The 21482-nt window shown below is 67.0% G+C and carries 18 protein-coding genes; 6 read left to right on the top strand and 12 right to left on the bottom strand.

Annotated features, from left to right (window positions below; all coding sequences use genetic code 11):
- Positions 1 to 90: 90 nt before the first annotated feature.
- Entirely contained in the window at positions 91 to 1974 is a 1884-nt protein-coding gene (locus tag ABE483_RS17185) for an ATP-binding cassette domain-containing protein (RefSeq protein ID WP_282259283.1), read from the bottom strand.
- A 35-nt stretch (positions 1975 to 2009) separates the two neighbouring features.
- Entirely contained in the window at positions 2010 to 2906 is an 897-nt protein-coding gene (locus ABE483_RS17180) for a LysR family transcriptional regulator (RefSeq protein ID WP_313211583.1), read from the bottom strand.
- Positions 2907 to 3010: 104 nt separating this feature from the next.
- Between ABE483_RS17180 and ABE483_RS17175 the strand changes: the two genes are divergently transcribed.
- Positions 3011 to 4087 (top strand): YeiH family protein, encoded by a 1077-nt coding sequence (locus ABE483_RS17175; protein WP_346482104.1) that lies wholly within the window; start codon positions 3011 to 3013, stop codon positions 4085 to 4087.
- 33 nt (positions 4088 to 4120) lie between these two features.
- Positions 4121 to 5503 (top strand): ATP-dependent RNA helicase DbpA, encoded by a 1383-nt coding sequence (gene dbpA, locus ABE483_RS17170; protein WP_259260417.1) that lies wholly within the window; start codon positions 4121 to 4123, stop codon positions 5501 to 5503.
- Between the two features lie 145 nt (positions 5504 to 5648).
- On the opposite strand, the gene ABE483_RS17165 is transcribed toward dbpA, so the two are convergent.
- The 4 genes from ABE483_RS17165 to ABE483_RS17150 all read right to left on the bottom strand — a co-directional run bounded on the left by ABE483_RS17165 (position 5649) and on the right by ABE483_RS17150 (position 8941).
- The gene (locus ABE483_RS17165) at positions 5649 to 6185 is read right to left on the bottom strand and encodes an adenine phosphoribosyltransferase (protein ID WP_123729042.1); all 537 of its coding nucleotides are present in this window, start codon (positions 6183 to 6185) and stop codon (positions 5649 to 5651) included.
- Between the two features lie 42 nt (positions 6186 to 6227).
- Positions 6228 to 7793, bottom strand: coding sequence for a protein adenylyltransferase SelO (locus ABE483_RS17160; RefSeq protein ID WP_346482103.1), 1566 nt, complete (start codon positions 7791 to 7793; stop codon positions 6228 to 6230).
- 37 nt (positions 7794 to 7830) lie between these two features.
- Positions 7831 to 8523, bottom strand: coding sequence for a glutathione S-transferase (locus ABE483_RS17155; RefSeq protein ID WP_313211580.1), 693 nt, complete (start codon positions 8521 to 8523; stop codon positions 7831 to 7833).
- Positions 8524 to 8731: 208 nt separating this feature from the next.
- Positions 8732 to 8941 carry a cold-shock protein gene (locus tag ABE483_RS17150; RefSeq protein ID WP_017356920.1) on the bottom strand — a complete coding sequence of 70 codons (210 nt, stop codon included), beginning with the start codon at positions 8939 to 8941 and terminating at the stop codon, positions 8732 to 8734.
- A 301-nt stretch (positions 8942 to 9242) separates the two neighbouring features.
- On the opposite strand from ABE483_RS17150, the gene ABE483_RS17145 reads away from it, so the two are divergent.
- Positions 9243 to 9719, top strand: a complete 477-nt coding sequence (locus ABE483_RS17145; protein WP_346482102.1) for a YaiI/YqxD family protein — start codon at positions 9243 to 9245, stop codon at positions 9717 to 9719.
- A gap of 127 nt (positions 9720 to 9846) precedes the next feature.
- Here ABE483_RS17145 and ABE483_RS17140 read toward each other — a convergent pair whose 3' ends face one another.
- Positions 9847 to 10731, bottom strand: a complete 885-nt coding sequence (locus tag ABE483_RS17140; RefSeq protein WP_346482101.1) for a pseudouridine synthase — start codon at positions 10729 to 10731, stop codon at positions 9847 to 9849.
- A gap of 41 nt (positions 10732 to 10772) precedes the next feature.
- Between ABE483_RS17140 and ABE483_RS17135 the strand changes: the two genes are divergently transcribed.
- From ABE483_RS17135 to ABE483_RS17125, 3 genes are all read left to right on the top strand, one after another.
- On the top strand, positions 10773 to 11324 hold the full coding sequence (locus ABE483_RS17135; RefSeq protein WP_346482100.1) for a YaeQ family protein: 552 nt from the start codon (positions 10773 to 10775) through the stop codon (positions 11322 to 11324).
- Entirely contained in the window at positions 11321 to 12505 is a 1185-nt protein-coding gene (locus ABE483_RS17130) for an NAD(P)/FAD-dependent oxidoreductase (RefSeq protein ID WP_313218039.1), read from the top strand. The genes ABE483_RS17135 and ABE483_RS17130 overlap by 4 nt, the downstream gene beginning before the upstream one ends.
- A 92-nt stretch (positions 12506 to 12597) precedes the next feature.
- Positions 12598 to 14667 carry an EAL domain-containing protein gene (locus tag ABE483_RS17125; RefSeq protein WP_313211575.1) on the top strand — a complete coding sequence of 690 codons (2070 nt, stop codon included), beginning with the start codon at positions 12598 to 12600 and terminating at the stop codon, positions 14665 to 14667.
- Positions 14668 to 14833: 166 nt separating this feature from the next.
- Here ABE483_RS17125 and fabV read toward each other — a convergent pair whose 3' ends face one another.
- The 5 genes from fabV to tgt all read right to left on the bottom strand — a co-directional run bounded on the left by fabV (position 14834) and on the right by tgt (position 21445).
- On the bottom strand, positions 14834 to 16093 hold the full coding sequence (fabV, locus tag ABE483_RS17120; protein ID WP_313211574.1) for an enoyl-ACP reductase FabV: 1260 nt from the start codon (positions 16091 to 16093) through the stop codon (positions 14834 to 14836).
- Between the two features lie 815 nt (positions 16094 to 16908).
- Positions 16909 to 17883, bottom strand: coding sequence for a protein translocase subunit SecF (gene secF / locus ABE483_RS17115; protein ID WP_313211573.1), 975 nt, complete (start codon positions 17881 to 17883; stop codon positions 16909 to 16911).
- A 19-nt stretch (positions 17884 to 17902) separates the two neighbouring features.
- On the bottom strand, positions 17903 to 19756 hold the full coding sequence (gene secD / locus ABE483_RS17110) for a protein translocase subunit SecD (protein WP_313211572.1): 1854 nt from the start codon (positions 19754 to 19756) through the stop codon (positions 17903 to 17905).
- 58 nt (positions 19757 to 19814) lie between these two features.
- Positions 19815 to 20159, bottom strand: coding sequence for a preprotein translocase subunit YajC (gene yajC / locus ABE483_RS17105; protein ID WP_019183141.1), 345 nt, complete (start codon positions 20157 to 20159; stop codon positions 19815 to 19817).
- 155 nt (positions 20160 to 20314) lie between these two features.
- Complete coding sequence (tgt, locus tag ABE483_RS17100) at positions 20315 to 21445, bottom strand: tRNA guanosine(34) transglycosylase Tgt (RefSeq protein WP_176989755.1); 1131 nt, start codon at positions 21443 to 21445, stop codon at positions 20315 to 20317.
- Between the last annotated feature and the right edge of the window lie 37 nt (positions 21446 to 21482).

Here is a 21482-nt window from a genome sequence, read left to right as displayed (position 1 = left end):
CCTCTGGATTGCCTGGAGCCGGCCAGCGGCCGGCACTACCGGTATGGCAGCGCCAGCCGACCAACGGTCGGCTCTACATCGATTGCTGGATCAGGCGTCCAGCTCTTCCCAGCGCGCGTACGCGGCATCCAGCTCGGCCTGCACCTTGGCGAGCTTCGCATTGTGCGCGGCCATGTCGGGCGCGCTGCGCTGATAGAACGCCGGGTCGTTCATCGCGGCGGTGAGGCCTTCGACGTCCTTCTCCAGCGTTTCGATCTTCAGCGGCAGCTGTTCCAGCTCGCGCGCGTCCTTGTAGCTCAGCTTGCGCTTGGGCTCGGCCGGCGCGGCAGCAGCGGCGGCCGCAGCAACCGGCTTGGCCGCCACCACCGGTGCGGACGCAGCCGCGGCGGCCACGCGTGCAGCATGGCGCTGCCAATCGGTGTAGCCGCCGACGTACTCGCCGACCACGCCGTCGCCTTCCATCACCATCGTGGAGGTCACCACGTTGTCCAGGAAGTCACGGTCATGGCTGACCAGCAGCAACGTGCCGGTGTAATCGCTCAGCAGCTCTTCGAGCAGCTCGAGGGTTTCCACGTCCAGATCGTTGGTCGGTTCATCCATCACCAGCAGGTTGGACGGCTGCGCGAACAGCTTGGCCAGCAGCAGGCGGTTGCGCTCACCACCGGACAAACGGGTGATCGGCGCGCGGGCGCGCTCGGGCGAGAACAGGAAGTCCTGCAGGTAGGCGTGCACGTGCTTGCGCTTGCCGTTGAACTCGATGAAATCGCGGCCCTCGGCCACGTTCTCGATCGCGGTCCAGTCTTCGCGCAGCACCGCACGGTACTGGTCGAAATACGCGATCTGCAGGTTGGTACCGGCGCGCACTTCGCCGCTCTGCGGCTGCAGGTCGCCCAGCAGCAGCTTGAGCAGCGTGGTCTTGCCGCTGCCGTTCGGCCCGATCAGGCCGATGCGGTCGCCGCGCAGGATGACGGTGCTGAAGTCCTTGACCATCACGCGCTCGCCGAAGGCGAACGAGATGTCCTTGACGTCGATCACCTTCTTGCCGGAGTTCTCCGCCTGCGCCGCTTCCATGCGCACGTTGCCGCCGAGTTCGCGGCGCTGCGAGCGATCGTTGCGCATTGCCTTGAGGCGGCGCACACGGCCTTCGTCGCGGGTGCGGCGGGCCTTGATGCCCTGGCGGATCCAGATCTCTTCCTGCGCGAGCAGTTTGTCGAAGCGTGCGTTTTCCTGCGCCTGCGCGTTCATGCGCTCTTCGCGGCGGCGTTCGTAGTTGGCCCAGTCGCCCGGCCAGCTGGTGACCTGGCCGCGGTCGATCTCGACAATGCGGGTGGCCAGTGCACGCAGGAAGCGACGGTCATGGGTGACGAACACCACGCTGCCGTTCCAGTTCTTGAGGAACATTTCGAGCCAGTCGATGGCTTCGATGTCCAGGTGGTTGGTCGGTTCGTCGAGCAGCAGCAGATCCGGCGAGGACACCAGCGCGCGGCCCAGCAGCACGCGGCGCTTCATGCCGCCGGACAGGCGCGCGAATTCGGCATCGCCGTCCAGGTCAAGCTTGGTCAGGGTCTCGCTGACGCGCTGATCCAGGCCCCAGCCGTTGGCGGCATCGATCTTGGCCTGCACGGCCGAGAGCGCATCGCCGTCGAAATCGTCGGCCATGCTCAGGTGGTGGAATTCGGCCAGCCACTGGCCCAGTTCGCCCAGGCCATCGGCGACCACGTCGAACACGCTGCCGGCGGCACCGTGCGGCACCTCCTGTTCCAGGCGGGTGATGCGCACCCCCTGCTGCACGCGGACTTCGCCGTCATCGGGCTTGTGATCGCCGGACAGCAGTTTGAGCAGGGTCGATTTGCCGGCGCCGTTGCGCCCGATCAGGGCGATACGCTCGCCCGGCTCGATCGACAGTTCGGCTTTTTCCAGCAACAGGGGGCCGCCGACGCTGAAGTCGACGTTTTGCAGAGTAATCAGAGGCATCCGACCATTGTACGGTCTGACGGCAACCGCGTCGCTTACTCCTGACCGAACGCGTCCGCAGGCAGCCCCAGCAGCGCCCACAGCGCCGCGGGCACCCGCTTGGCCGGATGGCGTACCACCCACAGCTGGCGCGACATCGGCGGCACCGGCGTTTCCACGACGCGCACGCTGCCCAGCGCGAGCAGATCGGCCACCGCATGCCGCGACAGGCACGCCAGGCCAAGCCCGGCCGCAGCCGCCTGCTTGATCGCCTCGGTGCTGCCCAACTGCATGGCGCGGGCAAAGTGATGCAGGTGCGGCAGCAGCGCCTGCTCGACCGCCTCGCGGGTGCCCGAACCCGGCTCACGCAGCAGCCAGCGGGCCTGCGCCAGCGCCGCGACGTCCATGCACGTGGGCGTCGTTCCCGGCGCGGCCACGATGACCAGATCATCGCGTTGCCACGGCAGCACCTGCAGGCCGCTTTCATGGCACGGGCCTTCAATCAGGCCCAGATCGACCTCCAGCCGCTGTACGGCCGCGACAACGTCCGCGCTGTTGCCGATCCGCAGGTCCACCTGCGCCTGCGGGTTATCGGCCAGCAGCGCGGCGACGCAGGACGGCAGCAGGTAGTTGCCGATCGTGGTGCTGGCCCCGAGCCGCAGCAGCAGAGGCAGGACGCCGGCGCTGGACTGCCCTGCGCCGGCGAGCCGCTCCAGATCGGCGGCGGCGACCAGCAGCGCGCGGGCCGGATCCAGCAGCGCCCGCCCCTGCGGATTGAGCACCAGCCGACGCCCGATCCGGTCGAACAACGGGCTGGCCAGGTGGCTCTCCAGTTCGTTGAGCGCGGCACTGGTGGCCGACTGCGACAACGCCAGCTGCGCGCCCGCCGCGGCCGTGGTGCCGGCGTCGGCAATGGAGACGAAAACCTGCCATTGGCGGAGGGTGAGGTGCATGAGGCCAATTAACGCACCAAACAGGTCGAATTGACATGAACAATGCGTTTTACAGGTTCATCGGCGACGCGCAGCCTAGGGCTGTGCTTTGACTGGAGACCCTTGTGAACACTTCTGCCGCCGCCCTGCCCTCACCCACCACCGCGCAGCGCTGGCGCGGCCGCCTGCCCGGGCTGCTGCTGACCGGCGCCGTTGCAGCTGCGGCCATGGGACTGGCGCCACTGCCGTGGCTGCAGGCGCACGGCATCAGCGCGCTCACCCTGGCCATCGTGCTGGGCATCGCGCTGGGCAACACCCTTTACCCGCGGCTGGCGGTCCATGCCGGCGCCGGGGTCGGCTTTTCCAAGCACTGGCTGCTGCGGGCGGGCATCGTGCTGTACGGCCTGCGCCTGACCTTCCAGGATATCGGCCAGGTCGGTATCAGCGGGGTGCTGATCGATGCGCTGGTGCTGACCAGCACGTTCGCGCTGGCCTGGTGGGCCGGCACGCGATGGTTCGGTCTCGAGAAGGAAAGCGCCCTGCTGATCGGCGCCGGCAGCTCGATCTGCGGGGCGGCGGCGGTGATGGCGGCCGAACCGGTGGTGCGCGGGCGCGCCGAGCAGGTGACGGTGGCCGTTTCCACCGTGGTGGTGTTCGGCACGCTCGCGATGTTCGTGTACCCGCTGCTGTACCAGCTCAATCAGGCGCACGGCTGGATCCCGATGAGCGCGCAGGCCTACGGCGTGTTCACCGGCTCGACCGTGCACGAGGTTGCGCAGGTGGTCGCGGCCGGGCGCGCGGTGAGCGCAGCCGCAGCCGACACCGCCGTGATCGCCAAGATGGTGCGGGTGATGATGTTGGCACCCTTCCTGATCGGGCTGTCGATGCTGTTGGCACGCCGGGGTACGCCGGGGGCGCCCGGCCAGCGCGCCAGGATCGTGGTGCCCTGGTTCGCGTTCGGCTTCGTGGCGGTGGCCGGGCTCACTTCGCTGCAGGTGCTGCCGGCGGCCATCGTCAGTGCAGCGATCGATCTGGACACCGTGTTGCTGGCGATGGCGATGGCCGCGCTCGGTCTGACCACGCACGCCTCGGCGCTGCGCAAGGCCGGGATGAAGCCGCTGCTGCTGGCGCTGCTGCTGTTCGGCTGGCTGTTGGCGGGCGGGTTGGGGATCAACCTGGGCGTACACGCGCTGCTCGGCTGAGGCACGCCGGGCGGACTTCTGCGACACTACCGCATGTCTGAATTCTCCTCCCTGCCGCTGAAACCAGCGCTGCTGCCCGGCATCGATGCCATGGGCTATACCTCGCTCACCCCCGTGCAGGCCCAGAGCCTGCCGGCCATCCTTGAGCGCCGCGATGTCATCGCACAGGCCCCGACCGGCAGCGGCAAGACCGCGGCCTTCGGGCTGGGCCTGCTGCAGGCGCTGGACCCGTCCGTGACCCGCGCCCAGGCGCTGGTGCTGTGCCCGACCCGCGAGCTGGCCGACCAGGTCGGCAAGCAGATCCGCAAGCTGGCCACCGGCATTCCGAACCTGAAGCTGCTGGTGCTGACCGGCGGCATGCCGCTGGGCCCGCAGCTGGCCTCGCTGGAGGCACACGATCCGCAGGTCGTCGTCGGCACCCCCGGGCGCATCCAGGAGCTGGGCCGCAAGCGCGTCCTGCATCTGGGCGGCGTGACCACCCTGGTGCTGGATGAAGCCGACCGCATGCTCGACATGGGCTTTGAAGAGCCGATCCGCGAGATCGCCGGGCGCACCAGCAAGGACCGCCAGACGCTGCTGTTCTCGGCGACCTTCCCGGATGAGATCCGCGAGATCGCCCGCGTGCTGCTGCGCGATCCGGTGGAAGTGACCGTGGAAGGCGCCGATCACGCGCCGGCGATCCGTCACCTGTTCTGCGAGACCGAGTTGGCACTGAAGCAGAAGGCGCTGGCCGGCCTGCTGCTCAAGTACACGCCGGAATCGGCCGTGGTGTTCTGCAACACCCGCCGCGATGTCGACGATGTCGCCATTTCGCTGCAGCAGTTCGGGTTCTCCGCGCTGCCGCTGCACGGCGAGATGGAGCAGCGCGACCGCGATGAAGTGCTGGTGCGCTTCGCCAACCGCAGCTGCAACGTGCTGGTCGCCAGTGACGTCGCCGCGCGAGGCCTGGATGTGCAGGATCTGGCCGCGGTGATCAATTACGAGCTGCCGACCGATATCGAAACCTACGAGCATCGCGTTGGCCGCACCGGCCGCGCCGGTGCCACGGGCCTGGCGATCAGCCTGGTGACGCACCGCGAGCGCAACCGCGCCGATGCGCTGGAAATGGCACAGGGCAAGCCGCTGGACTGGCAGAAGACGCCGCTGGCCACCGCGCGCCCGCCGGTGCTGCCGCAGGCCGCGATGACCACGCTGCGCATCGATGGCGGCAAGACCGACAAGCTGCGCCCGGGCGACATCCTCGGCGCACTGACCGGCGATGCCGGGCTGGCAGCCAAGTACATCGGCAAGATCGACATCTACGCCACGCGTTCGTATGTGGCCATCGCGCGCGAACATGCCGGCCGGGCGATCGCCCAGCTGGAGGCCGGCAAGATCAAGGGCCGCCGGTTCCGCGTCCGCAAGATGGATGTCTGAGCGGTAGAGCCGACCGTTGGTCGGCTGATCGCTTCACGCATTGGGTAGAGCCGACCGTTGGTCGGCTGCACTTGCGTCGGGGCGTTTGAGGTGCCGGCCAGCGGCCGGCACTACCAGTGGCGGCGCGCCCGCGCGGTTTTCCGGCTCAATAGACCAGGTTGGCCAGCAGCGGGACGTCATCCGTCCAGCGGTCGCGGCCGCCAAGGCCCGCCAGTTCCACCAGCACGGCCGCGCCGACCACCTCGACCTGCAGCTGGCGGGCCAGCGACAACGCCGCCAGCAGGGTGCCGCCCGTGGCGAGCACATCATCGATCACCAGCACGCGTGCGCCGGCCGGCAAGGCATCGGCGTGCACTTCGATGCTGTCGGTGCGGTATTCCAGGGTGTAATCCTGGCGGAGCACCTTGCCCGGCAGCTTGCCCGGCTTGCGCACCGGCACGAAGCCCACGCCCAGCACCCGCGCCATGGCCGCGCCGAGGATGAAACCGCGCGACTCGATCCCCATCACCGCCTGCAGATTGGCGTCGCGCCAGGGCGCGACCATCGCATCGATGGCGGCCGCGAAATCCGGGCCGTCGGCGAGCAACGGCATGATGTCCTTGAACAGGATGCCCGGCTTGGGGAAATCGGCGATGTCGCGCAGGCGGCCGGCCCAGGCGGGCGTGGCGGAAGACTCGGTCATGATCGGCACAGCACAAAGGGTGGCATAGGGTAACCGAGCGCCCTACGAGCTGCAGGACAGCATCGAGCAGCCGGCCTTCACACGCGCCCACTCGGGTCGCTTGGCCGCGAAGTGCTCGCGCCCGGGCTGCACGTCATACGGGCGACGCAGCACCTCCAGCAGCGTGTGCACGCCACTGAGATCGCCCTGCTCCGCCTGCTCGATCGCCTCCTGGGCCAGCCAGTTGCGCAGCACGTAGACCGGGTTGGCGCGGCCCATCTGCTGCTGACGCGCCTGTGCACTCAGGCCATCGCAACGCAGGCGCACCGCGTACTGCTGCAGCCATGCCTGCAGCGACGGCAGCACCGCTTCGCGACGGGCCGGGCTGTAGAACGCCTCCTCCAGCACCGCCACCGAAGGCGATGCAGGATCGATCGCCATCAGCCCGCGGAACGCGAGCGTCATGTCCATCTCGCCCTCGTGCAGGATCTCCAGCCAGGCCGCCATCAACGCCACGTCGTCATCGCGGCAGCCGTCCAGGCCCAGCTTCGCGGCGATGTCGGCGCGCTCGCATTGCGCGTGCACCTGCTGGAAGCGCGCCAGACCGTCATGCAGCGGGGTGACATCCTCGAACAGCGGCGCCAAGGCCTGCGCCAGCCGGGTGAGATTCCAGTACGCCACCTGCGGCTGCGTGCCGAAACGATAGCGTCGGCCCTGCGCGTCGGTGGTGTTGGGGGTCCACTCGGGATCGTAATCCTCGACCCAGCCATACGGGCCGTAATCGATGGTGAGCCCGAGGATGGAGAGGTTGTCGGTGTTCATCACGCCATGCACGAAACCGACGCGCATCCAATGCGCGACAAGCACCGCGGTGCGCTCGCAGATGTCGGCAAACCAGCGCGCATGGCGCGCCTCGCCCGCCTCTGCCAGCGCAGGAAAATCGCGCGCGATGCAGACATCGGCCAACTGCCGCAGCAACGTCGTGTCGCCGCGCGACGCCGGCAGTTCGAAGCTGCCAAAGCGGATGAACGACGGCGCGACGCGACACACGATCGCGCCGGGCTCGGCTTCAGGGCGACCGTCGTAGAACATGTCGCGCACCACGGTATCGCCGGTGCCAACCAGACTCAGCGCCCGCGTGGTCGGCACACCGAGGTGATGCATCGCTTCGCTGCACAGGAACTCGCGGATGGACGAGCGCAGCACCGCCCGCCCGTCGGCGCCCCGCGAGTACGGTGTGCGCCCGGCACCCTTCAACTGCAGCTCCCAATGCGCACCATCCGGAGTGAGCAGCTCGCCCAGCGAGATCGCACGGCCATCGCCGAGTTGCCCCGCCCAATGGCCGAACTGATGCCCACCGTAGTTGGCCGCCCACGGTGCCATCCCGGCATACAGCGCATTGCCGCCGAACACCCGCGCGAAATCCTCGCTCTCGATCAGGTCCTCGCCCATGCCCAACAGCGTGGCCACCTCAGGCGAGTACGCCAGCAGCTGTGGCGCGGCGACCGGCGTCGGCATGACCGAAGACCACGCGGCCTCGCGCACCTCCCGCACGCGCGGGCCGGTTTCCGGGTCGCCGGGCAGGTCGCGGATGAAACGGTTGTCGAAACGCAGGGGCTGGGTGCTCATCGGTATGAAATGGGGACAGACCGGCTGCGCCGCAAGTTCAGCGCGAACCGCCGCCGAGGTTCAACGGACCGCCGCGCTCCACCGCACGCTGGTACGCCGGGCGCTGCTCGATCCGCGCCAGGTACGCCTGCAGCCGTGGATAGGCGGTCATGTCGCCACCGCGCGCGGCGGCGGCCTGGATCGGGAAGCTCATCTGGATATCGGCAGCGGTAAAGCGTTCACCGGCAAACCACGGCGACTGGCCGAGCTCGCGTTCCATCCAGTCCATGTGCAGCTTCACCTGCGGACGCACGAAGCCGTTCAGCGCCTTGTCGGCGATGGAGCGTGCGATCGGCTTGGCGAAGAACGGCATCGGCGCCTTGCGCAGCCGCGAAAACACCAGCGTCATCACCAGCGGCGGCATTGCCGAGCCTTCGGCGTAGTGCATCCAGTAGCGGTAACGCACGCGTTCGGGGGCCTGGGCCGGCATCGGCTCGGGCGAGAGCTGGCGGCCGCTGTCGTAGCGGTCGGCCAGGTATTCCAGGATCGCGCCGGATTCGGCCAGGACCAGGGCGTCGTCCTGCAGCACCGGCGATTTTCCCAGCGGGTGCACGTCGCGCAGCGCCTGCGGTGCCAGCCAGGTCTTGGGATCGCGCTGGTAGTTGACGACCTGGTACGGCAGGCCCAGTTCTTCGAGCATCCACAACACGCGCAGCGAGCGCGAGTGGTCCAGATGGTGCACCTTGATCATCGAGGGTTCCGCAGGGTCAAAGCGGCATCGTAACCGGGCAACAGGAACGATGACGTCTTCAACGGGGTCTGCGATGACGTCTTCAACGGGGTCTGCGATGACGTCTTCAACGGCTCTGCGTCGACGATGGCCGGACGCCGCCCAATAAAAAAAGCCGGAAGCTTTCGCTTCCGGCGTTTTAGGCGACCTTACGGTTGCGGGGGGTCGATTAGACCGCCTGCACCTGGTCAGCCTGCATACCCTTCTGGCCCTGCACGGCGACGAAAGTCACCTTCTGGCCTTCCTGCAGCGACTTGAAGCCGGTGCCCTGGATCGCGCGGAAATGCACGAAGAGGTCCGGGCCGCTTTCCGGGGTGATGAAGCCGAAGCCCTTGGCGTCGTTGAACCACTTCACGGTGCCCTGCTGACGATCAGACATGTACTAACTCCTGAAACAATAGTTGAAATAATCGCGGCCGCCGCGTATCGGAGCCGAGACTGAGTTGCAGGCGTTGGTAAAGCGGATCGATGAGCAGATCGTGAGATCAACTGCACCAGGCCACGATTCACGGTGACCCTAGCAAACACAGTGTGGGTGACGATACTCGTGTTTTACCGAAAAAGCGATAGCTGGGTGATTCAGCCATCCTCCCCCTCCCGCCTGACAGGACAAGGGGTCGGGCGATCCTACACGAAATCGCACCCCCTATTCAGATTTTTCCTACCTTAAGATCAGCCAAATGACCGATGCCCCGACCCCTAAAGTTCACATCTGGGTGGACGCCGACGCCTGTCCGGCCGTCATCAAGGAGATCCTGTTCCGGGCCGCCGAGCGCGCCGGGATCGAGATGACGCTGGTCGCGAACCACTGGCTGCGGACCCCTCCGTCCCGTTTCATCCGCTCGATCCAGGTTCCGCCGGGCCTGGATGTGGCCGACAGCGTGATCGTGGAACGGGTCCAGCCGGGCGATCTGGTCGTCACGCAGGACATCCCGCTGGCGGCCCTGGTGTTGGACAAAAAGGCCATCGCATTGAACCCGCGCGGCGACCTGTACACCCCGAACAACATGGCCGAGCGGCTGTCGATGCGCAATTTCATGGAGGAACTGCGCGGCGCCGGCGTTCAGACCGGCGGCCCTCCGCCGCTGCATGCGCGGGACAAGCAGGCCTTTGCCGCGCAACTGGACCGCTGGCTGGCCAAGCGTTCGGCAAGATGAACGGACGGATGGCGGGTCGAGGTCCGGCGCGGCGGAAAGTCGCGGCCCGGTAGTGCCGGCCGCCGGCCGGCTCCTCCGTAGCGCTTGGTGACCACCACACACCCCGGCAGCCGGCCAGCGGCCGGCTCTACAGGTGGAGCGACAGGCCGCTGGTGAACGTGCGCCGCTGCCCGCTCAGCGGGTCATCGAACGTCAGTTCCTTCGCCAGCAACTGCAGCGGCGTATCCGCCGGCCCGTCCGCGAGCAGGTCTGGGTACAGGTCATCGCCCAGGATCGGCGCGCCCAGCCCCGCCATGTGCACGCGCAGCTGGTGCTTGCGGCCGGTGACCGGGTACAGCCGGTAGCGCCAGACCGGGCCGGCCGCCTCGATCACTTCGATGCGGGTCCGCGCATTGGGCTCGCCGGGCACTTCGGCCATGCGGAAGAACGGCTCACCGGGGACCAGTCGCGTATGGCGTTCCAGCGGGAACGCCAGGGGCGGCAATGCCGGCGCCAAGGCTTCGTACACCTTCTCGATGCGCCGCTCGCGGAACAGGCGCTGGTAGGCATCGCGGCTGTCTGGCCGGGTGGAGAACAGCACCAGCCCGGCGGTCAGCCGGTCCAGGCGGTGCAGCGGCACCAGATCCCGGTTGCCGGTGCGCGCCACCAGCCGGGCCAGCAGCGTCTCGCGCACGTAACCGCCGGCAGGAGTGACCGGCAGGAAGTGCGGCTTGTCGGCCACCAGCAGGTCCGCGTCCTGGTGGACGATGGCCTCGGCGAAGGGAATCACCGGCTCATCGGCCACTTCACGGAAATACACGATCTCCAGCCCCACCTGCCAGGCCTGGTCCGGCGCGAGCGCCCTGCCCTGCGCGTCCTGCACCCGCCCCCGGGCGAAGCGGTCTGCCCACTGCGCGCGGTCGATGCGCGGAAAGCGCGCACACAGTCCCTCCAGCAGGCTCGGCCAGTCGCCGGGGGGCAACTGCAGGCGGCTGGGTGCGGGGGCAGCGAGGATCGGATCGGACGGGCTCATGGCGAACCATTATCATGGCGCTCTTTGTTTCAGGTATCCCCATGGCCCTCACCGCCACCATCCGCAAGGCCGAACTACAGATCAGCGACATGGATCGCGGCTATTACGCCAGCCATACGCTGACGCTGGCCCAGCACCCGTCCGAGACCGACGACCGCCTGATGGTGCGCCTGCTCACCTTCGCGCTGAACGCCGATGACCGGCTGGAGTTCGGCCGCGGCCTGAGCGTGGACGACGAGCCGGACCTGTGGCGACGCGACTACACCGGTGACGTCGAGCTGTGGATCGAACTGGGCCAGCCCGACGAGTCGCGCCTGCGCAAGGCCGCCGGCCGCGCGCGCGCGGTGCAGCTGGTCACCTACGGCGGCCGCGCCGCCGACATCTGGTGGGACCGCAACGCCTCCGCACTGAAGAAGCTGTCCACGCTGGCCGTGATGGACCTGCCGGGCGAGTTCGTCACCGAATGGGGCGCGCAGATCGAACGCACGATGCAGTGGGACGTACAGATCCAGGATGGCGAAGTGCAGTTGACGTCCGACAAGGCGCAGCTCAGCGTCATCCCCACCTGGCGCAAGCAGAAGCCGCAGGCGTGAGTGTGATCCGCTGTGATGTGCTGGTCATCGGGGCCGGCGCGGCCGGGCTGATGTGCGCGATGACCGCAGGCAAACGCGGGCGCCTGGTGCAGGTGATCGACCATGCCAACAAGGTTGGCAAGAAGATCCTGATGTCCGGCGGCGGGCGCTGCAACTTCACCAACACCGGCACCACGGCGGCCAACTTCCTGTCGGCCAATCCGCACTTCTGCAAATCCGCGCTGGCCCGTTACACGCCATACCACTTCATCGAGATGGTGGAGCGGCACGGCATCGCGTATCACGAAAAAGAGCTGGGCCAGCTGTTCTGCGACATTTCCTCCAAGCAGATCGTGAAGATGCTGGTGGACGAATGCCAGGCCGCCGGCGTGCAGATCCGCACCGACTGCGGCGTGCAGAAGGTGGAGCGCGGCGCGGACGGCTTCCACGTGCACACCGCGCAGGGGCACTTCCATGCCGCCTCGCTGGTGGTGGCCACGGGTGGCCTGTCGATCCCGAGCATGGGCGCGACCGGCTTCGGCTATGAGCTGGCCCGCCAGTTCGGCCATGAGGTCCTGCCGACCCGCGCCGGGCTGGTGCCACTGACCCTGAGTGGCAAGCATCAGGAGCGCTTCAACGATCTCAGCGGCGTGGCCCTGCCGATCGAAGCGCGCTGCAACGGCACCGAGTTCCGCAACTCCATGCTGATCACCCACCGCGGCATCAGCGGCCCGGCGATCCTGCAGATCTCCTCGTACTGGCAGCCCGGCGATACGCTGCACCTGGACCTGCTCCCCGGCCAGGACGCGCTGGAGTGGCTGCGCCGGATGAAGGCCGAACGCGGCGCCGCCGAGCTGCGCACGGTGCTGTCGGAGGTGTTGCCGCGCCGGCTGGCGCTGCGCCTGTGCGAGCACTGGCTTCCGGACCGGCTGGTGCGCCAGATCGACGAGCCACAGCTGCGCGAGGCGGCCGAGCTGTTGCAGAATTTCCCGCTGGTGGCCAGTGGCACCGAGGGGTACCGTACCGCCGAAGTGACGCTGGGCGGAGTCGACACCCGGAAGGTGTCCTCCAGTACCTTTGAATCGCACGTGGTTCCCGGCCTGCACTTCATTGGGGAGGTGCTGGACGTGACCGGCTGGCTGGGGGGCTACAACTTCCAGTGGGCCTGGGCCTGTGGCCATGCGGCAGGGAGCGTGGCCTGAGCCGGAACCGGCGTTCCGTGATCGGCTACCGTTTGCCGCATGGACGTAGTCACACGCATCGTGTATCAAGTTTGCAGTCCGGGGAGTAGTGAATGCAGAACGCGAATGACATGACGGTCCGCCTGCTGATCGTGGACGACAGCGGCGAGAACGCCGAGACCATCGTCAGCACGCTGCGCAACAGCGGCATCGCGGTGCGCCCGACGCGCCCGCAGCACAGTGAGGAACTGGCCCAGGCACTGGGTACCCAGCCGATCGACCTGGTGCTGGTCACCGCGGCGCAGAGCATCCCACTGCTGCAGGTGACCCAGCAGATCGCGGCCAGCGGCAAGGACATTCCGATGATCCTGCTGGCCGAATCGATCAACGAAACCGAGTGGGTCGAGGCCGGGGCCAATGGCATCCGCGCCATCGCCCTGCGCCACCGGCCCGAGCACCTGCTGGCGGTAGTGCGCAACGAATGGACCGATCTGCATGCGCGCCGCGGGCTGCGCCGGATCGAGGCGCAGATGCGCGAGACCGAGCGCCGCTGCGATGCGCTGATCTCCTCCTCGCGCGACCCGATCGCCTACATCCATGAAGGCATGCACATCCGGGCCAACGAGGCCTACCTGGAGATGTTCGGCTACGAAACCTTCGACGATGTGGAAGGCATCTCGCTGCTGGACATGGTCGCCCCGCAGCATGTGGACGGCTTCAAGCAGCTGCTCAAATCCATGAGCAAGGGCGATGCGCCGCCGCCGCAGTACCAGGTGGATGCGCGCAACCAGGACGGCGCGGTGTTCCCGGCCACGATGGAGTTCACCCAGGCCAGCTATGAGGGCGAATCGTGCCTGCAGGTGGTGTTCCGCCGGCGCATGGAGTTCGATCCGGAGCTGGCGCGCGAGGTCGAGGACCTGCGCCAGCGCGACCAGGTCACCGGCCTGCTCAACCGCCCGACCTTCATGTTGCATGTCGAACATGCCGTGGCCCAGGCCGGTCGCAGCGAGGGCCGGTTCGGCCTGCTGTTGATCGAACCGGATCATTACGCGCGCCTGCTGCCGGAGATCGGCCTGGACTCGGCCGACACACTGATCGGCGCCCTCGCCCGCGTGCTGGCCCACTCGGTGGGCGACACCGCACAGGTGGCGCGCTTCGGCGAGCACAGCTTTGCCGTGCTGACCGAAGCGCCCTACGCGCAGACCGTCGCCCTGGCCGACCAGATCCGTGAGGCATTCGCCTCGCAGGTGTTCAGCATCGGCGAGCGCTCGGCCACGGTCACGGTCAGCGTGGGCGGTGTGCAGGTCGGTGAAAAGATCGCGAGCATCGGCCAGGTGCTGGCGCGTGCCACCGAGTGCACCCAGGCGGCACTGGAGCTGGGCAACACCACCCGCGTATTCGATCCGGCCGCGGTGGATCGCGTGGAAGAAGAACGCATCCAGCACTGGGTCGCACGCATCCGCCAGGCCTTGGCCGGCGATGGCTTCCAGCTGCATTACCAGCCGGTGCTCAACCTGCAGGGCGAAGCGCTGGAGCTCTACGAAGCCTACCTGCGCCTGGACCACAACGGCGAGCTGCTCAGCCCGACGGCCTTCCTGGGCATTGCCGAGGATCACGGGTTGCTGGCCGACATCAACCGCTGGGTGGTCACCCACGCGATCGGCATGCTCGCCGCGCGCAAGCGCGAGGGCCATGTGACCCACCTGATGGTGAAGATCACCCCGGAGTCGTTCAACGACCCGCAGATGATCGCCACGCTCCGGCGCGAACTCGAGGCGCAGGGCGTGCCGGGCGAACAGCTGTGGCTGCATGCGCCGGAGGCCAAGGTGTTCACCCACCTGCGCAATGCCCAGCAGTTCCTGGCCGCGGTCGCCCCGCTGGGCTGCCGGATCGGTCTGGAGCAGTTCGGATCAGGGCTGGATTCGTTCCAGCTGCTGGCGCACTTCCAGCCGCAGTTCCTCAAGCTGGACCGCGACTTCACGTCCGACTTCGCCCGCACCCGCGAGCACAGCGAGAAGATCAGCGAGATCACCGCGCGTGCGCAGGCCGCCAACATCCGGACCATCGCCGAGTTCGTCGCCGATGCCAACTCGATGAGCCTGCTCTTCAGTGCCGGCGTGGATTACGTGCAGGGTGAGTTCGTCGGCCCGGCGGGGCCGGTGATGAACTTCGACTTCAGCTGAGCGTCTGAGCGTCACGACCAACGGTCGTGACCTACGGCTTCCCGGACATCCGGGTGCGCTGCCGGCGCATCCCGCTGCGCCGCATGGGCGTCACGGCGCGGCGCGTGGGCATCTGCGCGCACCACACCGGTAGATGCCGACCGTTGGTCGGCATCCCTCCTTCCGATCAGGCCATCTCGACCAGGTTCGGAATCTTCACGTCGGTGGCGACATCGGCGTCGTAATCCACGCCTTCCACGCCGAACCCGAACAGACGCAGGAAATCGGCCTTGTAGCCGGCCAGATCGCTGATCTCGTACAGGTTCTCGTTGGTCACCTGCGGCCACAGCGCGACCACCTCGCCCTGCACCTCCGGTGCCATTTCCTTGTAGTCCGCGCGCAGGCGGCCGGCGTCATCGATCAGCTCGACCTTGCGGCCGCCATCGGTGACCAGATCGTGGCGCAGGCGCTCGGTTGCGGTGCCCGCGTCCTTGCCGCCGTAGAGGATGTCGTACAGCGTATCGAGCTGCTCGATGCAGCCTTCATGCGTGCCCTTGGCCTTCATCACCTTGAACAGCAGCGACAGGTACAGCGGCATGGTCGGGATGGCCGAGCTGGCCTGGGTGACCACCGCCTTGAGCACCGACACGCGCGCATCGCCACCGATCGGGGCCAGCTTCTGGCGCAGACCGACGACCTTCTCGTCCAGATCCTTCTTGGCCGCGCCGATGGAGCCGTTCCAGTAGATCGCCTGGGTGATTTCCTCACCGACATAGGTGAAGGCCGTGGTGGTCGCGCCCTCGGCCAGCACACCGGCCTCGAGCAGCGCATCGATCCACATCTGCCAGTCTTCGCCGCCCATGACGGCGACGGTGCCGGCGATCTCTTCGGGCGTGGCCGGCTCGATCGTGGTCTCGGTGATCACTTCCTTGTCGGTATCCAGGCCACGCAGCGTGATCGGCGCACCGATCGGCTTGAGCGTGGAGCTGATCACTTCACCGGTCTTGGGATGCTTGCGGCGCGGCGCGGCCAGGCTGTACACCACCTGGTCGACCTGGCCGAGGTCCTGCTTGATCAGCTCGATGACCTTGGCCTTGACCTCATCGGAGAACGCATCGCCATTGACGCTCTTGGCGTACAGACCGGCCTGCTCGGCGTACTTGTGGAACGCGGCGGTGTTGTACCAGCCGGCGGTGCCGGGCTTGGTCTCGGTGCCCGGGCGCTCGAAGAACACGCCCAGCGTGGCGGCATCGCTGCCGAAGGCGGCAGTGATGCGCGCGGCCAGCCCGTAGCCGGTGGAGGCGCCGAGCACCAGCACCTTCTTCGGGCCATTGGTGATCTTCGGCTTGGACTGGATGTAATCGATCTGCTGCTTGACGGCCGCATCGCAGCCGACGGGATGGGTGGTGACGCAGATGAAGCCGCGCACACGCGGTTTGATGACCATGTAAACCTCGAGGGGACTGGCGCAGGGCGGACCGGCGCGATGAAAAGGGAGGTCGCGCGCCACCGGAGCGGCTGCGCGGAACGCAAGGGATCGTAGTGCGCAGCGCTGCTTAGTACAACCGACGGGGGTGTATGTTCCTCGTGGCCTGGGACCGGTGAGGGCAGGTCGGGACGCGCCGTGAATCGGCCCCTGGAGGCTCGACACCCGCATCCATGCGGGTGACGGTCCCGCCCTGCCCTCACCGGCCCCTGCCCGACACAGGGTCGCTGCGGAGGGAGAGCAGCCACGCATGGCGTGGCTCTACCTGCCACACCTGGCGCTGTGACGAGTGCATTGGATGCTGACTCTTGGAGATTGGCCGACTGTCGCCGAACCAGGATCGCGCGTGCAGAGAGTCACCAATGCCAAGGCCGATTCTTGCCCCACGTAGATCCACGCCAGCGCGGGTGCCGTTGCTTTGCTTTGCGTGGCTTTGCTTTGCGTGGCTTTGCTTTGCGTGGCTTTGCCTTGCTTCGCTCTGCCTTACCAACCGCCATCCAGCCCCCTGTCTGGAGGGTGACGGATAGCGATGTGCAGGACCGTTGGAGCGCCATGGATGGCGCTCACGAGCCCCCAGGGATGGGTTTACGGCGGGTCCAGCACAGCGCTATCCGTCGCCCTCCAATAGTGAACATCCAAGGCGCCGCTCTGGCTGCGGCTCTGGCTCTGGCTCTGGCTCCAGCTCCGGCTCCGGCTCTAACTCCGGCTCTGGCCCCAAACAAAAAGAAAGGCCGCGCAATGCGCGGCCTTTCAGATGTTTCACACCACCAGAAACCTTACGGACGACGCTCCAACGCTTCCACGTCCTTGGCCTTCGGCAGCAGATCCTGCTTGGTCACCGCCAGCGCGCCCATCGTCAGCAGCGGGCAGGCAATGAAGATCGACGACAGCGTACCGATCACCGCACCGATCATCTGGCTCAGCGCCAGCCCTTCCAGCGAACCACCGCCGTACAGGTACAGCGCCAGCACCGACAGGAAGAACACCAGCGAGGTGATGATCGTGCGCGACAGCGTCTGGTTGATCGACCGGTTCATCACTTCCAGCGGCTCCACGCGCAGGCTGCGGAAGTTCTCACGCACACGGTCGAAGACCACGATGGTGTCGTTGATCGAGAAGCCCATCACCGACAGCAGACCTGCCAGCACGGTCAGATCGAACTCGCGGCCGCTCAGCGAGAAGTAACCCGCCACCACCAGCACGTCGAACAGCGTGGTGATGATCGCCACCATCGCGAACTTCCACTCGAAGCGGAAACCGATGTAGATCAGGAAGCCGATCAGCACGAACAGCGCTGCGTACAGGCCGTTCAGCGCCAGCTCTTTACCGACCTGCGGGCCGACAAACTCGGCACCCACGATGGCGGCCTGGTTGCCCTCCATCGAGATCGCTTTCTGCACGGCTTCCGCGGTGCGGTTGTTGGCCTCACCGGCGTTCTCGCCCTCGGCCATCTCCTGCGGCTGCAGACGGATCAGCAGGTTGCTGCCGCTGCCGAAGCTCTGTACCTGGGCACCGGCATAGCCGGCGCCTTCCAGATGGTCGCGCACGGCATCGACGTCAGCGGGCTTGTCGAAGCGGACTTCGACCACGGTGCCGCCGGTGAAGTCCAGCGCGTAGTTGAAGCCCTTGAAGGCAATGCAGCCGATGGCGGCAATGAACACCAGCGCCGCCAGGCCGATGGCCACCCAGCGGGTGCGCATGAAGTCGAACTTGGTGTCGTTCGGGATCAGATGCAACGGGAAAAGTTTCATGGTTTCTATTCGCTTCCCGTCAAATGGCCAGGGTCTTGAGCTTCTTGCGGCGGCTGTAGACCAGCACGGCAAGGGCACGCGAGACGGTGATTGCAGTGAACATGGAGGCCAGGATGCCGACGATCATGGTCACGGCGAAGCCCTTCAACGGACCGGTACCGAACGCATACAACGCCACACCCGCCAGGATGCCGGTGAGGTTGGCGTCCAGGATGGTCCCGGAGGCCTTCTCGTAACCGGCCACGATGGCCGTCTTGGGCGGCATGCCGGCCCGCAGCTCTTCACGGATACGCTCGTTGATCAGCACGTTGGCGTCGACCGACAGGCCGATCGACAGCGCCAGACCGGCGAAGCCGGGCAGCGTCATCGTCGCACTGAACAGCGACATCACCGCCACCACGATCAGCAGGTTGAACAGCATGGCCACCGAGGTGATCACGCCGAACATGCGGTAGTACACGGTGAAGAAGATCAGGGTGAACAGGAACGCGAAGCCGACCGCGGTCACGCCGCGCTCGACGTTCTCCGCACCCAGGCTCGGGCCGACGATGCGTTCTTCAACGAAGTCCATCGGTGCGGCCAGCGAACCGGATTTCAGCAGCTTGGCCAGGTTTTCCGCCTCGGTCTTCTCAAGGCCGGTGGTCTGGAAGTTCTTGCCGAACACGCCGTTGATGTTGGCGACCGAGATCACTTCTTCCTTGACGCGGAAGCTGCGCACTTCCTTGCCATCGACCACGTTCACGGTCGGGATGCGTTCGGTGTAGACCACCGCCATCGGCTTGTTGACGTTGGCGCTGGTGAAATCAAACATGCGCTGGCCGCCGACATTGTTCAGCGTCACGCTCACGGCCGCAGCGCCGTTCTGGTCGGTGGTGGCCTGGGCGGCGACCATCTGGTCACCGGTCACGATCACGCGCTTGTTGAGCAGGATCGGGCCACGGTTGTCACGCTGCTGGTAGACCTTGGCCTCCGGCGGGATACGGCCGCTGGTGATCGCGTCCTGGGCATTGCCCTCGACCACGGCGCGGTACTCCAGCGTCGCGGTGGCACCGATCATGCGCTTGGCTTCAGCGGTGTCCTGCACGCCCGGCAGCTGCACGACCACGCGGTCGGCACCCTGGCGCTGGATGATCGGCTCGGACACGCCGAGCTGATTGACGCGGTTGCGCAGCGTGTTGACGTTCTGCTCGATGGCGCCGTTGGCGATCGCGGTCAGTTCCGTCTCCGGCATGCTCACGGTGATGCGGTTGCCCGCCACCTCGTAGCCCAGCGTCGGCTGCGCCTTGACCATGACTTCGCGGGCACGCGCGGCGGCATCGGCACCGGCGGACGGGCTGATGGTGGCCACGATGGTGTTGTCGCCACGACGCTCAACCGACTGGTAGGCGATGCGGGCATCGCGCAGGCTGGTCCGCACGTCTTCGGCGTAGGCGTCCAGACGCTTGTCCAGTGCCGCCTTCTGGTCGACCTGCAGCACGAAGTGCACGCCGCCCTGCAGATCCAGGCCGAGCACCATCGGCTTGGCGCCGAGGTCGCTCAGCCACTCCGGCACGGTGGAGGCCAGGTTCAGGGCGACCACGTAGTCCTCGCCCATCTCGTCGCGCAGGGCGTCGTTGGCGGCGGTCTGCGCCTGCAGCGTCGGCAGGCGCACGATCAGGCTGTCGCCTTCCTTGGCCACCGACAGCGGCTCCACGCCGGCCTGCTTGAGGTCACCCAGCACGCGGTCGCGCAGGGCGTCGTCGATCTGCCCGCCACGGTTGGCGGTGATCTGCACGGCAGGGTCCTTCTGGTAGATGTTGGGCAGTGCGTACAACGCACTGACCGCCAACACGATCAGGATGAGGAAATACTTCCAGCGTGGAAATTCGAGCATTGCTTGGGTCCCGCGCGGTGCCCGTCCCGGCACCGCGGTTGAACGGAAAGGGAGTGGATCAGTTGGCCGACTTCAGCGTGCCGGTCGGCAGCACATTGCCCACGGCGCCCTTCTGCACGCGGATGCGCACGTTCTCGGCCACTTCGATGGTGATGAAGTTGTCGCCGATGTCGGTGACCACGCCGGCGATGCCGCCGTTGGTCAGCACTTCGTCACCGCGCTTGACCTTCTCCAGCATGGCCTTGTGTTCCTTCTGGCGCTTCATCTGCGGGCGGATCATCAGGAAGTACATGATCGCGATCAGGATGATCGGGAACAGCAGGGTGGTCAGACCCATGCCCTGCGGCTGGCCACCGGCGGCCTGGGCGTTGGCGGTGGGAATCAGGAAGGCGAGCAGGTTCATAGTGTGTCCTTGGGTTGGGAGGCGCCCTGCCCTCTTTGAGGGTCGGGGAGTCGCCGCGAAACGGGGGTCAGCCTCGAAGTATGCCATGGCCCCGGGAGTTCGTCCTTGGGCCGTTTGGCAGGGTTCGCGCGCTGGATCGGCTGGCGGGGGTCACTTTACAGCGCGGGCGTGACCGCACCACGGGCCGCGTAGAAGGACTCGCGGAAGGCGGTAAAGGTTCCCGCCGCGATCGCCTCGCGCATGTCGGCCATCAACTTCTCGTAGTAATAGAGGTTGTGGATGGTGCCCAGCATCGGCGCCAGCATCTCGTTGCAGCGGTCCAGGTGGCGCAGATACGAGCGGGTATAGCCGCTGGTGCAGGCATGGCAGCCGCAGCCCGGCTCGATGGTGTCCATGTCGCGCTCGTAGCGGGCGTTGCGGATGCGGACCGTGCCGAACGAGGTGAAATAGTGGCCGTTGCGGGCATTCCGGGTCGGCATCACACAATCGAACATGTCCACGCCGCGGGCGACGCCTTCGACCAGATCCTCCGGGCGGCCGACGCCCATCAGGTAGCGCGGGCGATCGGCCGGCAGGATCGGGTGCATATGGTCGAGCATGGCGTTGCGTTCGTGCTCGGGCTCGCCCACGGCCAGGCCGCCGATGGCGTAGCCGTCGAAGCCGATCTGCTGCAGACCCTCGGCCGAGCGGCTGCGCAGGTCGTGATGGACGCCGCCCTGGACGATGCCGAACAGCGCCGCGTCGTTGCCCAGTTCATCGTGCGCGTTGCGGCTGCGCTGCGCCCAGCGCAGGCTCAGCTCCATCGAGGTGCGCGCGACCGGCTCGGTGGCCGGGTACGGGGTGCACTCGTCGAAGATCATCACCACGTCCGAATCGAGCACCTTCTGGATGCGCATGCTCTCTTCCGGACCCAGGAACACACGGGCGCCGTCGGTCGGCGAGGAGAACGTCACGCCCTGCTCGGTGATCTTGCGGCGGTGGGCCAGCGAGAACACCTGGAAACCGCCGGAGTCGGTCAGGATCGGGCCATTCCAGCGCGCGAAGCCATGCAGGCCGCCGTGGTCGGCGATCACGTCCAGGCCCGGGCGCAGGTACAGATGGAAGGTGTTGCCGAGGATGATTTCCGCACCCAGCGCGCGGATCTGCTCCGGCAGGATGCCCTTCACCGAGCCATAGGTCCCCACCGGCATGAAGGCCGGGGTTTCCACGGTCCCGCGCGGGAAGGTCAGGCGGCCGCGGCGGGCGCGACCGTCGGTGGTCTGGAGCTGGAACTGGAGTCGGGACATGGAGCGGTCATTCGGGCAAATAGTCTGCCATTGTCGC

This window comes from Stenotrophomonas sp. TWI602 (assembly GCF_039674045.1).
GTDB lineage: Bacteria > Pseudomonadota > Gammaproteobacteria > Xanthomonadales > Xanthomonadaceae > Stenotrophomonas.
This window is presented reverse-complemented; position numbering and strand designations above follow the sequence as displayed.